The following is a 14,293-nucleotide window of genomic DNA, read 5'->3' as shown; positions in this document are numbered from 1 at the left end:
GAGGCCCCCACCTCCCCCGAGAAAGGACCGCTCCATGCTCACGACGTACGCCATCGACATCGACGAAGCCCTGCGCCCCCTCGCCGGGCGTTTCGAGCGGTTCCACGCGGGGCTCCTGCGGACGTCGGGCGAGCGCGTGCTGCGACTCCTCGACGACCGGCGCGTCGATCTGCCGGGGCTCTCGCCCGCATCGGTCGTGGCGCGCCACCTGCGAGACCTCGCCGACGCGCTCGACAGCATCAGCATCCGCGCGCTGATCACGCACTTCGTCGACGCCCAGGATCGCGACGGGCGGGCCTACTCCGACCACGCCGACCGCCTCGACGACCCCGAGCAGCGCCGCGCGATCCTCGCGTCCTACCCCGAGCTCGCCCGCCTGCGCGATCTCACCGTCGCGCACCACGAGCGTGCGCTTGAGGAGTGCCTCGACAGCGCCGCTGCCTCGGCGGCGTTGATCGTGGGACGCGCGCCCGGCGACCTCACCGAGATCGCCCACGTCGGCGGAGACGCGCACCGCGGCGGCCGCAGCGTCCTGATGGTGCAGTGGGGCGAGCGACGCCTCGTCTACAAGCCGGCCCCCGCGCTCTCGAGCAGGGTCCTCCTGCGGGTGCGCGACATCGTCGACCCCTCGCACGACCTGCTCGGCCCCCTCGTGCCCGAGGTGCGGGCCGACGACGGCTCGTCGAGCTGGCACACCTACGTCGAGCGCGCCGAGGCCTTCACGCACGGCGACGCCGAGCGGTACCTCGCGCGCTTCGGCGCGGCGACCGCGCTGGCCACCGCCCTCGGGTCGACCGACCTGCACACGGAGAACGTCATCCCCGCCGCCGATGGGCCCATGGTCGTCGACGTCGAGACCTTCACCGGCCTACCCCGCGCCACCGGCGTGCAGGCCACCGCCCGCGAGGCCCTCGCGCAGCGCCTGGAGGAGAGCGTCTTCCGCACCCTGCTCGTACCCGGCCGCTTCGTCGGGGGGTCGCTCGACATCGACGTCTCCGCCCTCGGCTCGGTGGAGCGCACGGATGCCATCACCTATTCGTCGTTCGTCGTCACGGGCGCCGGCACCGACGCCATCGGGTTCGCGACGGCCGACGGCACGATGGACAGCGGCCACCGACTCCGCGACCCCGCGGGCGCCACCATCGACCCCCGCTCTCACGCGCGGGCGCTCACCGAGGGCTACACGCGCATGCGCGAGGTCGTCGTCGACGCGATGGACCGGATCGTCGACGCCGTTGCCGTCGAGCAGCCCCTGCGCGTGCGGATCGTGCCCCGCCCGACGCGCGTGTACGCGCGGTTCATCGAGGCCTCCACCCACCCCGTCTACCTGGGGTCCGCCGAGGCGCGCCGGCGGCTCTTCCACAAGCTCGGCCGCAGTCAACTGTCGCTCTCGGCGGCCGAGCAGGAGGCGCTCGTCGACGCGGAGGCCGAGGCGATGTGCGACCTCGACGTCCCCTACTTCGAGCAGGTGGACCGCACCGACGGCGCCGACCTGGTGTGCTGGCATCCGGACGGACTGCGCGGCATCCAGCAGGCCCCCACCGTCGTGCAGTCGGTGACGGCGCACCTGACGACCTTCGCCGCGGAATCCGGCGCGAACGACGAACGCGACATGCGCCTCTCGCTCGAGACCTCGACCGATGACGTGTGGCACGCGCCCCTCCGCGCCGCCGGACGCGCGGCCGCGTTCCCCGCCGCTCCGCTGCCCGACCCCTCCCATCACGTTCGCGGGGCTGACGGGCGCACCTGGCTCACCGCCATCACCGTGGGGGCGGGCCTGCGCCTGGCCCCGCTCACCCTTGCCTTCTTCGAGGGCGGCGGAGCGCTCGTGGCCGCCGCGCGGCATCCCGCGATCGCCCCCGCCGTCGTCGTCGAGGCCGCCGCGGGAGCCGTACGGCACGACCCGCCCGAGGACGACGCCGCCCCCCTGCTGCTGTCGCCGTTCATCGGATTCGTCGCCGAGGAGGTGACCCGCGCCGAGCTGCGTCGCAGCGGGCTCGACGTCGGCGGCGGCGTGCTGTCGGCCCGTCACCTCGACCGACTGCCCACCGCCTCGCTGGACGACTTCGACTACCTCGGCGGCTTCGGCGGCTATCTCGCCGCCCTCGCGAGGTACCCGCACACCGATCTCGACCCCGAACGCGCCCGGGTGGCCGTGCACGGATTCCTGGATGCCACGGGCGCGGCGCTCGCCGACCCGTCGGTGCCGGGGCTCGCTCACGGGCTGGCGGGACGCATCTCCGCGCTGACCGCCGCGCACCGCCTCGTCGGCGGCGACGAGCGCATCCGGCGGGTGGGGGAGGAGCTGTGCCACGCGTTCGACTCGTCTGCTCCCGAGCTGCGCACCGCCGAGGGGGCGCGGTCCTGGTGCCGCGGGTATCCCGGCATCCTCGCCGCGGTCGTCGATGCGGCGGTTGAGTTCGACATCGACCCCCGTTCGCCGCGCATCCTCGCCGAGGCGCGCACCGCGTTGACCGCTCCCCGCGCGGAATCCGAGGCGGTCGACCTCAGTCTGTGCCACGGCGTGGGAGGGGAAGCGCTCACCCTGCACCTGCTCTCGCGTCGACTCGACGATGCGTGGCTGTCGGAGGTGGCTCGGGATGCCGCCCATATCGGACGCGCCGCCGTCCGCGACGGCAGGTGGACGTCGGGCCTCGGGTGCGCCCCGCAGCACGAGGGGTTCCTGCTCGGCTCATCCGGGTGGTTCCTGGTGGAGTCGGTCCTGGCCGGAGCGCCGGCGCCCCGGATGCTGGACGTGATCGCGTGAGCCGCGCGCGCGTGCGCCCCGTGCGCCAGTTCCTCATGACGGAGTGCGGCCTGTGCTGCGCCGCGATGGTCATGAGCGCCTATGGCGCGCCCCGCCAGATCGCGAGCCTGCGCAAGGAAGTGGTCATCGGCCGCGACGGACTCACGTTGGCGGGCGTGGCCGCGGCCCTTCGCAGCCGCGGCATGCAGACGCGCGTCTATCGCGCCGCGCAGCACGCCGTGCCCGCCGTCACCCTGCCGGCGATCGCCTACTGGGACGCTCAGCACATGGTCGTGGTGGAACGCGTCCACCGCGGTTCGTGGACCATCGTCGACCCCTCGAGCGGCCGCTCGACCCTGTCGGAGGCCGAGGTCGCGCAGCATTACTCCGGCATCGTCGTCGAGGCGACGCCCGGTCCGGACTTCGTCGCCGTACCCGGGCGGCCGAGCGGAATCTGGAAGACGCTGTGGGCCATGTGCGCCGGCGCGCGGCGACCGTTCGCCGCCGTGCTGGGGCTGTCGCTGCTGTCGTACCTGCTCATGATCGCCCTGCCTCTGGCGACCGAGCAGGTGGTCGATCTCGCCACCGCTTCGTCGGAGCCGGACGCCCTGGCACCGATCTTCGTCGGGGTCGCCGTGGCGGCGGTGCTGTACCTGCTGCTCTCGCTCGCACGCAGCCTCATCGCCTCCACCGTCGTCGCGCGCATCGGGTTGGCTCTCGGGTCGACGACTTTCGGCAAACTGCTTCGCCTGCCGTACGCGTTCTTCGCGGCGCGCAGCAACGGCGAGCTGATGTACCGGTTGACGAGTCTCGCCGGCATCCGCGATCTGCTGTCGGGGCAGCTCACCAGTGCGCTGCTCGACGTGGGGGCGCTGGTCATCGTGACGGTGTTCGCGTTCGTGCGGGAGCCGACCCTCGGGGTCGTCGTGCTGGTGCTCATCATCGTCATGGCCGGCCTCACAGTGACGGGCGCGAAGGCGTCGCGCCGCATCACCGACGAAGAGATCTCGGCGAACGGCGTCGCCACGGGCATGCAGATCGAGGCCGTCGGCGCTATCGACGTGCTGCGGGTCGCCGGGGTGTCGGGGTCCTTCTTCGCCGAGTGGCGCGGCCACTTCGGCCGGGCCATCGCGCTGCTCGCGCAGCGGATGCGCCTGCAGGGAGCGATCTCGACCGCAACCTCGACGATCCAGGTGTTCGGGCCGTTCGCCGTCCTCGCGGTGGGCGTCTCCCTCGCCGACAGCGGCATCGTCGGTCTCGGCGCCGCGGTCGCCCTGCAGGCGCTCACCGCTACGGCCCTGGGGGCGGTGCAGTCCCTCAGCACCTCGGCGATGCAGGTCGCCCAGATGGGGGTCTACGTCGAGCGCCTCGCCGACATCCTCGACCAGCCCGACGACGCCGTCTTCGGTGACGAGCGCGCGGAACTGGACGGATCGGTGGAGTTCGTGGACGCCTCGTTCTCCTACCCCGGCGCGGCGACCGAGGCCCTGCGGGGCGTCTCGTTCCGAGTCGAGCCCGGGGAGCGGGTCGCCGTGGTCGGCCCCACGGGGTCCGGGAAGACGACCCTGGCTCAGATGCTCGTGGGGTTGCACGCGCCGACCGCCGGCGAGGTGCGCATCGGCGGTCGCGCGCTCCGCGACGTCTCCCCCGAGTCGCTGCAGCGGATCCTCGCCTGGGTGCCGCAGGACGTCCGCCTGAGCAGCCGGTCGGTGGCCAAGAACATCGACTTCGGCGCGGAGGATCCGCGCATGGAGGAGGTCGTCCGCGCAGCACGTGCGGCGGCTCTCGCGCCGACCGTCGAGGCGATGCCGCTCGGATACCACACCCACGTCGGCGACCTCGGCGGGGGACTGTCGGGCGGTCAGAAGCAGAGGGTGGCGCTGGCTCGCGCACTCGTGCGCTCCCCCCGGCTGCTCGTCCTCGACGAGGCGACGAGCGCCCTCGACACCATCACCGAGAGCCTGATCGTCGAGGCCCTCGAATCGCTCGAGTGCACGCAGATCATCATCGCGCACCGCCTATCGACCATCGCGCGAGCGGACCGCGTCATCGTCGTCGACGAGGGCCGGATCGTGCAGCAGGGCACACATGACGAACTCATCGCTCGTGAGGGCACGTATCGGGATCTCGTGCATGCGCAGGTCGAGGTGCGCGCATGAGGATCACCGCCGACGAACGCACAGAAGGAGGAAGAAGATGACGACACCCATCGTGGTGGCTGAGGGCCTGTCCAAGAGATTCGGCCGTCGAGACGCCGTCACCGACATGAGCTTCTCGCTGGTCCCCGGACGCGTGCTGGGCCTTCTCGGACCCAACGGGTCGGGGAAGTCGACCACCCTGAAGATGCTTCTCGGGTTGATGCGGCCGACCGCCGGCACAGCGCTCATCGACGGCACCTCGTACGCGCGGCTGCGGCATCCCGCCCGCATCATCGGAGCGGCACTCGAGAACACCGCGTTCTCGCCCGCGCGCTCCGGCCGTGACCACCTCCGCATGCTCGCGCCCTACTCCGGCGCATCGCATGCTGACGTGGATGCCGCTCTCGAGACGGTCGGCATCTCGGACGACGCTCATCGGGCCGTGAAGCAGTACTCCCTCGGCATGCGTCAGCGTCTGGCGCTCGCTGCGGCCCTGCTCGGCCGCCCGCGAGTGCTCGTGCTGGACGAGCCGGCGAACGGGCTCGACCCCATCGGCATCACGTGGCTGCGGCAGACGCTCAGCGCCCTGGCCCAGTCGGGTGTGGCGGTGCTGGTGTCGAGCCATCACCTCGCAGAGGTGGACCGGGTGGTGCAGGACGTCGTCCTGATGCACCGCTCGCGCACCGTCTTCGCCGGCACCCGCGAAGACCTTCTCCGCGGTGCCTCCGTCCTGACGTTGGCGACGGGAGAGAGGGAGGATGCCGTGCGCAACCTGCTCGGTGAGAGGTTCGACCTGCGTCCCCTGCCCGACGGCCGGTTCTGGGTCGGGGAGCGCGCCGAGACGCTCGAGGACATGTTGCGCACCCGCGGCATCGACAGGGGAGAGGCGTCGGTGATGGCCGCCGATCTCGAGTCGGCCTTCATGGTGCAGACCGCGACCACGACGGCGGTGGCGCAATGACCGCGTTCGCCACCTCCCTGCGGGTCGAGCAGCGCAAGGTCACCACCGTCCACCTCTGGTGGATCCTTCTGGCGGGCTTGACCGTGGTGTCGCTGGCCGCCCCCGCCGGGCTCGTCGTCATCGCCCGCTCCGCGCCGCAGTCGCCGCTGACCTTCGCCACCTCGACCGAGGTGCTGGTCGCGCTGAACATCATCGGCGCCCTGGGCTACATTGTCCCGCTCGGGATGGGGGTGCTCATCTACTCGAGCGACCTCGCGCGCCGCACCCTGGCGCTGACACTGCTCGGTGAGCCCCGGCGCCTGCGCGTCTACTCCGCGAAGCTCGTGGTCGCCGCAGCCTTCGGCGCCGTCGCCGGCGTCGTGACCGCGGTGACCGGTGCGCTCAGCGGTGTCCTGGCCTTCCAGGCCACGGGGGCGCTCCCCGGCGAGGCCTTCGCCGCCGCGGTGGTCGACCTGCTTCCCGTCATCCCCGTCTTCGCGCTGTGGAGCGCGCTCGGCGTGGGGTTGGGGGCCCTGGTCGGATCCCCCGTCGTCGCTATCGTCGGCGTCGTGGTGGTGACTCAGGTGGTCGAACCCGTCGCCCGGGTCCTGGCGGCGTCGTCCGGCATGCCCGACGCGGTGGCGTTCTTCCCCGGTGCGGCGCATGACGCGGCCATCGGCGGGACGCTGATGACGTTGGCATCCGGGGCCGAGCCGCCGTCGGCCCTGGTGGGTGCCGTGGTCCTGCTCGCCTACGCGACGGTGTTCGTGGGGGCCGGCGCGGTGCGCGCGCGGCGGTACGAGCTCACCTGAGCGGGTTCGCCGAAGGTCCACCGCACGTCTGGCCGATCGGCCGAAGCGGCCGTCCACTCGGCCGTCTACCGTGAGAACACCCACCGAGCAGAAGGAGAGATCGTGAACAAGTGGAAGAGCGTCGAGGCGATCGTCGTCGGCGTCTGTGCTGTCATCGCCGTCGTGCTGGGCCTGTTCGTGGCTCCGATGGTGCCCGGGTTCGTCCCGAATCTTCAGATCGTGGCGGTTCTGATCGGTGCGGCCCTGGCCGTGTACGCGTGGTGGCTGTGGCGTCGGGTCGGCGAGTCGGCGAAGGCGGACGCGTCCCCCGCCCCGTGATGCCCTGATCCTCGTGAGGGCCGCGCCCGGCATGTCGCCGGCGCGGCCCTCGCTCGTCCCCGCGACCGTACGATGGGGCTCCGCCCCCGCTTCGTAAGGACTGCGCGATGACCGAGAACCCCCTCGCCCACCGCCTCGACTACCGCCTCGATGAGCTCGGCGATGGCGCGCTCTCGGCATCCCCTCTCGCTCTTCTGCGGCGCTGGCTCGACGATGCGGCCGACCTGCCGGAGCCGAACGCGATGGTCGTGTCGACCGTCGATGCCGAAGCCCGGCCGACCGCGCGCACGGTGCTGCTGCGTGGGATCGACGACGACGGAGCGCTGTGGTTCTTCACCAACCGGCAGTCGCGCAAGGGTCAGGCCCTGGCCGCGAACCCCGCCGTGTCGGTCCTCTTCCCCTGGTACGCCCTGCAGCGCCAGGTCATCGTGCTCGGCACCGCGACACCCCTGCCGGCAGAGCGCGACGACGCGTACTTCGCCTCGCGCCCGCGCGGTTCGCAGCTGTCGGCGTGGGCGAGCCATCAGTCGGAGCCCGTGGCATCCCGAGCCGCCCTCGAGGAGCAGATGGCCGAAGTGTCCGCCCGCTTCGCCGACGACCAGCCCGTGCCGCGGCCCCCGCACTGGGGCGGGTACCGGGTCGAGGCGCGCGAGATCGAGTTCTGGCAGGGGCGCCCGTCGCGGTTGCATGACCGGATCGTGTTCTCGCGCGAGGGGGACGGGTGGGCGGGGGTGCGGCGGCAGCCGTGAGCAGGGCCGTCCGGTGCCGGCCCCGCCCGTCGGCGGCGCGACGGGGGTGTGGACGCCCGCGTCCACGACGGCGGAGCGCTCCCACGACCGACCTCACAGACGGGGACGATCGCGGCCAGATCCGGACGGATCATCGAGCGGGTGCGGGCAGGTACTCCGCCGCGAACTCCACGTCGCACATCGTCAGCAGGTGAGTCACGAGCCAGCCGTAACCGAGGAGTCCGTCGTCCGCATGCAGTCGGGCCAGCTTCCCGTCGGCTTCGACACGGACGAAACCCGCTGCATCCATCGACCATCGGCCCTCGCCGGTCACCGGCGTGGGCACTCCCTCGAGGCACCAACGCCCCTCCGCATTCTTCGTGACGCCGTCAGCGAGCACGACGCTCCGCAGTGTCGCGGTGCCGTCCTCGGCGAGCGTCAGCCTCGAACCGTCGTGGACGTACTCGGCCGGGAAACCGACCTCGGCGCTCAGCTTCTGCCATGAGCGGGAAGCGGACACGAGCCCGTCGATCTGGGTGTGGATGACGACGCCGACGACGACGACGGCGATGACCGCCCACCACGGGCGGCGCCACCGGGGATCGGGAACCCGGGCGGCGAGACGGTGAGCGACCACAGAGAGCGCGATGATCAGCACCACCCCGAGGAACTCCAGCAGCAGCACCACCGGATCCGTTTCGGCGAACACGCGTTCAGACTATCCGCGCGCGCCCGGTCGGCCCCCGAAGGATCGGACCACCCGGGGTGCCTTGGGAGGCCGCCGCACAAGGGGCAGGCTTGAGAGACGCGCGAACGGCTCCGGCCCGTACATTCGAAGGAGCGGCACCTGTGACGCGGACCGCGCGGACCACACGCGATCCGCGTCCCCCTTCGAAGGAATAAGACACCATGGCGAAGAAGAACGCGGAACAACCCGACCTCGACCAGAAGGCCTTCGTCGAAGCGACCTCCGAGGCGAAGTCCCGTTACGGCCGCTTCAACCTCGCCATCGTCGGGAGTTCCGGTGTCGGCAAGTCGTCGCTCGTGAACGCGGTGTTCGGCCGCGACTGGGCGAAGGTCGGCCGCGGCCTGCCGGTCACGCGGGGCGTGCAGTTCTACAGCGATGACTCCCTCGGTATCTGGGACGTCGAGGGCTTCGAGATCGGCTCGCCGGTGCCGCCCGACCAGCAGTTGCGCGACCACCTGAAGGCGATCGCCGCGCAGCCCGGCGATCACCAGATCTCCGTCGTCTGGTACTGCGTGCAGGCCAACGACGACCGACTCACTCCCGCCGACATCGCCATGATCCGCGAACTCGACGCCCGGGGTCTGCCGGTGATCCTCGTTCTCACGAAGGTGGATTGGATCAAGAACCCCCTCACCGGTCAGCAGGGTGTCGCCAAAGACCTGCAGGCCTTCGTGGACTGGCTCAACGACCCGGTGGACGCGACGACGGGCGAGCGGCTGCGCATCCCGTACCGGCAGGTCATCCTCACCTCCACCCGCGACCGACACGGGAAGGGCAAGGGGCACGGCCTCGGTGACCTTGTCACGCAGACCCTCGAACTCGCGCCCGAGCGCGACAAGGATGCCTTTCGCATCGCACAGCGCCTCAACCTCCCGTGGAAGCGCGAGATGGCTCGCCCGATCATCGCGACGGCGGCCGCGGCAGCCGCGGGAGCGGCGACCGTTCCGCTTCCTGTCTCGGATGCTTTCACTCTTGCGCCGATCCAGCTCACGATGATGGGGCGCATCGCCGCCATCTACGACCTCGAGGTCAAGACGATGCTGTCGGCGGGTGCCCTCGCCCAGTTCGGGGTGCAGGTCGCGGGGCGCGCGCTGGCGACGAGCTTCCTGAAGCTCATCCCGGGCGCCGGGGTCGTCGTGAACGCCGCGGTGGCGGGTGCGCTGACCGCGGCGACCGGGGAGAGCTGGATGAAGATCTGCGAGCTCCTGCACACGGGCAAGATCGACGTACGCAAGCTCGACAAGGAGTGGGCCAAGTACGCGCCGAGCTTCATGGACGTCGCGCGGAAGCTGGTCGAGCGCCGCGTGGGCCGGAAGTAGCCGCCGCGCCACGACGCGATGTCCGCGCAGCACCGAGGCCGTGATGAGCGGAGGGCGAGGGGCGTGCGGAGGATGGATGCCGCCAACGCGTCCTCCCGTCGTCCCCCTGCCTCCGCTGGTCACGTTGCTCGCGCCGTGCGTAGCGAGCGGAGGAGATACGGCGAGCGAAGGATGGATGCCGCGGCTGAGGTCCTCTTTCCACGGGATCCCATCCCCTCCGAACCCGTCCGCGGTGCCCCGCCGCGCCCGCCGCCGCCCCGACCCCTCCCCGCCGTGGAACGCTAGATGCACCATGACCGACACCACCCCCGCCGAACGCCTCCGCGCCGCCCTCGAGCAGCCCGACGCATCGGGGCGGCTGCAGGCCGCGCTCGCCGCAGGAACCCGGCCCCACGACAGCTACATCGCCGAGCTCGTGGCGCGCTGCGCGGTCGAGACCGACTTCTTCGTGCGCGACATGCTCACGTGGGCTCTCACGCGGCACGACCCCGAGCGGGCGGTGGTGGCGCTGCTGCCCGAGGTGGGCTCCGACGTCCCTCAGGCTCGCAGCCAGGCTCTGCACACGCTGTCGAAGATCGGCGATCCCGCCGCGTTCGCCGTGATCACGCGGGCGGTGCTGCGCGACCGGCATCCGGAGGTGGCACGGGCGGCGTGGCGAACGGCATCCGGTCTCGTCCCCGACGACGCGCACGAGGCGCTCGCCGAGGAGCTCGCCACCCAGTTCGGCCGCGGCGACCACGACACCCAGCGCGGCCTGAGTCGGGCGTTCGCAGCGATCGGCCATCGCGCCGAGGCGGTCGTCGAGCACGCGGCGTCGTCGTCGTACGACGTCATCAGTGCGCACGCGCGGGCGACCCTGATCGTGATGCACGACCCCGACACCGAGTTCGCCGAAGCGGTCGTCGAGGCGCGCCGGGTGGTCGCGCAGCGGGCGCTGCCGGCGGAGGACTGAGGCGCCGACCCGTCCGCCCGCACCGGGTCAACCCCCACCCTTTTCAGGAACCTCCAGACCGAGAAGGAGTACCTTCTCGACAGGTCTGCGCGACTCCACGTGCTCAGGTCGGCTCCTACGGTGTCGTCGACGGGCGCACGGTCGCGCTCGCACACGACACGGGGAGGCGACCATCACCAGCACGATGACGGCACCCGTCGCACCCCCGAAGGCGGTCGCTCACGGTCCCCTCGATCGGGTCCGGCACCTGCCCTCGCTCACCGGCCTGCGCTGGGCCACGGCTCTGCTGATCTTCGGGCATCACCTCATGGCCGTGGAGTATTTCGGCGGCACCGCGGGCGATGTCTGGGCGTGGGCGTTCGAGGCCGGCAAGACCGGGGTGACGCTCTTCTTCATCCTCTCCGGATTCGTGCTCGCCTGGGGATACAAGCCGCAGCAGACCGCCCGCTCGTTCTGGTGGCACCGCGTCGCGCGCATCTACCCGCTGCATGTGGTCGGCGTCGTGCTCGCGCTGATCGCCGCGGCGACCCTCGTGCCCGAGATCCGCACCGACAGCGCGGCCCCTGTGGTCGCCAACGTCTTCCTCGTCAACGGCTGGGTGCCGGACTGGTGGCAGGCCGGCAACCCCGCGAGCTGGTCGCTCGTGTGCGAGGCCTTCTTCTACCTGAGCTTCCCCTTCCTCATCGTTCCTCTGGTGCGGGCATCGAACCGCGCCCTGACGACCGTGATCGTGGCATCCCTCGCGCTCGTCGCGCTGGCCCCGCAGATCGCCGCCTTCGCGCCGGGCGTGCTGTCGTCGGCATCCACCCCCCTCCTGCGCCTGCCGGAGTTCGTCATCGGCATGACCCTGGCCGTGATGATGAAGCGGGGGGAATGGATGCCGCTGCGCCTCGGCATCGCGGTGCCCCTGGCCGTCGCCGGCTACGCGCTGTCGGAGGCGCCGACGGTGCCCGGCACCGACATCCACCCGGGGCTCGCCGCCACCGTCGGGTTCTACGCGTTGCTGGTCGCCTCACTCGCGAACGCCGACGCGCGGGGACGCTCGACCTTCCTCGCCCGGCCGCTCTGGCAGGAGCTCGGACGCGTGTCCTTCGCTTTCTACCTCGTGCACCTGCTCGTCATCGCCTCGGTGTCGTCGGGGTGGCCCGACGGGCATCCCGAACTCCCGTGGCGGCAGGCCGTGCCGCTGGCGCTCGCCGCCTTCGGCATCGCCCTGGCGATCGCGTGGGCCATGCACAAGCTGGTCGAGATCCCCGCGCAGCGGTGGTTGCTGCGGTACGACCGGGACCGTGCGCGGCGCGGCTCGGCGCCTCAGGCTTCGGAGGCCGGCACAGCGCGATAGACGCGTCCGCTGCGCTCCGCGCCGCGGACACTCGTCTCGGCACGGCCTTCGCCCTTCGCGTCGGACGGCGGATGCCGGGACCCGGCCGCTCCCGCCTGACTGCGTCAGCCCGACGGCTTCCGCGCTCACGTCGCCGAACACAACGCAGGAGATTTCGGCGGCTGCACATGCGCAGCGGCGGAACCCCGTGCGCCCCATCCACGTGGCTGTCTTTTCTCCTGCGTTGTGTCGCGGGCGACGGCGCGCGGGGTGGTCGGCGCCTCCTTGAACTGCCGCAAGCCGCCTGGCTAGGCTCGCCGGATGTTCTCCGGACTCGCTGGACCGCACCTGCTCATCATCATCCTCACCTGGGGCCTGACCCTCGCCGTCGTCGGCGCCGTCGCCTACTTCGTGGTGCGGCTGGCCGTGCTGCATGCGCTCAAGGCGCACACGCGCTGGGTCGACGGCGGCAAGCACTAGCCCCGCCGATCCCCAGCACAGCGGGATGATCGAGAACGGGGAGAGCCGCGCCGATTCGGCCCGGTTCCCGTCCATCCCTGTTTTCGTCGGCGCCGGGGCACCCGCGACACGCCCGGCCCACCTGCTCTTCAGCAACGCTCCGATACGATGCCCCGTGCCCGAAACACAGCTTCTCCCTGACCGCGATGCCGCGCGGTCGACATCCATCGACCCGTTCGAGCTCGAGATCGCGCTGCGCGTCATCGACGCCGCCTCCTCGCTCGACCACGACGACCCCGCCTACATCGCCCTGCGCCGCCAGACCGGCAAGCTCTACAAGGACGTCAAGCGGCAGTCGCGCAAGGAGAAGCGCCAGCGCATCGCCGATGCCGACCGTGCGGTTGTCGCCGCCACCGCCACCGGCGCCCCCGACCGCATCGACGACGAGACCCGTGGCATCCCGCTGCAGGCGCGTACCGCCATGCCGTTCGCGGGCGAGCTGATCAAGGCCCGCGCCTGCTACATCTGCAAGCAGGACTACACCCTCGTCGACGCGTTCTATCACCAGCTCTGCCCCGACTGCGCGTCGATGAGCCACGAGAAGCGCGACGCCCGCACCGACCTCACCGGCCGACGCGCCCTGCTCACGGGCGGCCGCGCCAAGATCGGCATGTACATCGCCCTGCGACTGCTGCGCGACGGCGCGCACACCACGATCACCACGCGCTTCCCCCGCGACGCCGTGCGCCGTTTCTCGTCGCTCCCCGACAGCGCCGACTGGCTGCATCGCCTCAAGGTCGTGGGCATCGACCTGCGCGACCCGGCGCAGGTGATCGGTCTCGCCGAGTCGGTGGCATCCGATGGGCCCCTCGACATCCTCATCAACAACGCCGCCCAGACCGTGCGGCGCTCGCCGGGGGCCTACAAACCCCTGGTGGATGCCGAACTGGCACCGCTCCCCGACGGCCCGCTGCCCGAGCTCGTCACCTTCGGCCACACCAACGACGCGCACCCGCTCGCGCTCGCGCAGTCGGTGTCGGCGCACCCGATCCTCGCCTCGGCCGCCCGCACGGCCGACGAGCTGACCGCGGAGGCGATGGCGGCAGGATCCTCATCGCTCGAGCGACTGATGACCGGAACCGCGATCGACGCGGGCGGCCTCATCCCCGACGAGGACCGCATCAACAGCTGGACGCAGCACGTCGACCAGGTCGAGCCCCTCGAGATGCTCGAGGTGCAGCTGGCGAACATGACCGCGCCGTTCCTGCTGGTCAGTCGCCTGCGCCCGGCGATGGCGGCATCCACCGCGAAGCGGAAGTACATCGTCAACGTCTCGGCGATGGAGGGCGTGTTCGGTCGCGGATACAAGGGACCCGGCCACCCGCACACGAACATGGCCAAGGCGGCGCTGAACATGCTCACGCGCACGAGCGCCCGCGAGATGTTCGAGGCGGACGGCATCCTCATGACCGCCGTCGACACCGGCTGGATCACCGACGAACGCCCGCACTTCACCAAGGTGCGCCTGGCCGAGGAGGGCTTCCACGCCCCGCTCGACCTCGTCGACGGAGCCGCCCGCGTGTACGACCCGATCGTGCGCGGCGAGGCCGGCGAAGACCTGTTCGGCATCTTCTTGAAGGACTACCGCAAGAGCTCGTGGTGAGTCGGCGCCCGATCCCGGCAGCGTGAGGTCGGTGACTGGGGCGTGAGGTCCCTGAGCTCGTCGAAGGGTCCGGGGGCGTCGATGGTGCAGCCGCGTGAGGCATGAGGTCCCCGGACCTGTCGAAGGGTCCCGGGGGCTTCGACGGGCTC

12 protein-coding genes are annotated in these 14,293 nt (G+C 71.4%); 11 read left to right on the top strand and 1 reads right to left on the bottom strand.

What is annotated here, in order from left to right; all coding sequences use genetic code 11:
- Positions 1-34 precede the first annotated feature (34 nt).
- From ACTJJP_RS11300 to pdxH, 6 genes are all read left to right on the top strand, one after another.
- Entirely contained in the window at positions 35-2,767 is a 2,733-nt protein-coding gene (locus ACTJJP_RS11300; protein ID WP_440775110.1) for a DUF4135 domain-containing protein, read from the top strand.
- Positions 2,764-4,905, top strand: a complete 2,142-nt coding sequence (locus ACTJJP_RS11295) for a peptidase domain-containing ABC transporter (protein ID WP_440775109.1) — start codon at positions 2,764-2,766, stop codon at positions 4,903-4,905. Before ACTJJP_RS11300 ends, ACTJJP_RS11295 begins: the two co-directional genes overlap by 4 nt.
- Before the next feature lie 37 nt (positions 4,906-4,942).
- On the top strand, positions 4,943-5,845 hold the full coding sequence (locus ACTJJP_RS11290) for an ABC transporter ATP-binding protein (RefSeq protein WP_440775108.1): 903 nt from the start codon (positions 4,943-4,945) through the stop codon (positions 5,843-5,845).
- Entirely contained in the window at positions 5,842-6,636 is a 795-nt protein-coding gene (locus tag ACTJJP_RS11285; RefSeq protein ID WP_440775107.1) for a hypothetical protein, read from the top strand. The genes ACTJJP_RS11290 and ACTJJP_RS11285 overlap by 4 nt, the downstream gene beginning before the upstream one ends.
- 102 nt (positions 6,637-6,738) lie before the next feature.
- Complete coding sequence (locus tag ACTJJP_RS11280) at positions 6,739-6,954, top strand: hypothetical protein (protein ID WP_440775106.1); 216 nt, start codon at positions 6,739-6,741, stop codon at positions 6,952-6,954.
- Between the two features lie 107 nt (positions 6,955-7,061).
- On the top strand, positions 7,062-7,703 hold the full coding sequence (gene pdxH / locus ACTJJP_RS11275; RefSeq protein ID WP_440775105.1) for a pyridoxamine 5'-phosphate oxidase: 642 nt from the start codon (positions 7,062-7,064) through the stop codon (positions 7,701-7,703).
- 130 nt (positions 7,704-7,833) lie between these two features.
- Here pdxH and ACTJJP_RS11270 read toward each other — a convergent pair whose 3' ends face one another.
- Positions 7,834-8,391: a hypothetical protein gene (locus ACTJJP_RS11270; protein ID WP_440775104.1), complete on the bottom strand. Its 558-nt coding sequence runs from the start codon at positions 8,389-8,391 to the stop codon at positions 7,834-7,836.
- Positions 8,392-8,591: 200 nt separating this feature from the next.
- On the opposite strand from ACTJJP_RS11270, the gene ACTJJP_RS11265 reads away from it, so the two are divergent.
- The 5 genes from ACTJJP_RS11265 to ACTJJP_RS11245 all read left to right on the top strand — a co-directional run bounded on the left by ACTJJP_RS11265 (position 8,592) and on the right by ACTJJP_RS11245 (position 14,144).
- The gene (locus ACTJJP_RS11265) at positions 8,592-9,749 is read left to right on the top strand and encodes a GTPase (protein WP_440775103.1); all 1,158 of its coding nucleotides are present in this window, start codon (positions 8,592-8,594) and stop codon (positions 9,747-9,749) included.
- 292 nt (positions 9,750-10,041) lie between these two features.
- Positions 10,042-10,701, top strand: a complete 660-nt coding sequence (locus tag ACTJJP_RS11260; protein WP_440775102.1) for a HEAT repeat domain-containing protein — start codon at positions 10,042-10,044, stop codon at positions 10,699-10,701.
- 184 nt (positions 10,702-10,885) lie between these two features.
- Entirely contained in the window at positions 10,886-12,043 is a 1,158-nt protein-coding gene (locus ACTJJP_RS11255; protein WP_440775101.1) for an acyltransferase family protein, read from the top strand.
- 300 nt (positions 12,044-12,343) lie between these two features.
- A complete protein-coding gene (locus ACTJJP_RS11250) occupies positions 12,344-12,502 on the top strand; it encodes a hypothetical protein (RefSeq protein ID WP_440775100.1) in 159 nt (52 codons plus the stop codon).
- 154 nt (positions 12,503-12,656) lie between these two features.
- Entirely contained in the window at positions 12,657-14,144 is a 1,488-nt protein-coding gene (locus tag ACTJJP_RS11245) for an SDR family NAD(P)-dependent oxidoreductase (protein ID WP_440775099.1), read from the top strand.
- Positions 14,145-14,293: the final 149 nt, after the last annotated feature.

This window comes from Microbacterium sp. 22296 (assembly GCF_052045385.1).
Taxonomy (GTDB): domain Bacteria; phylum Actinomycetota; class Actinomycetes; order Actinomycetales; family Microbacteriaceae; genus Microbacterium.
This window is presented reverse-complemented; position numbering and strand designations above follow the sequence as displayed.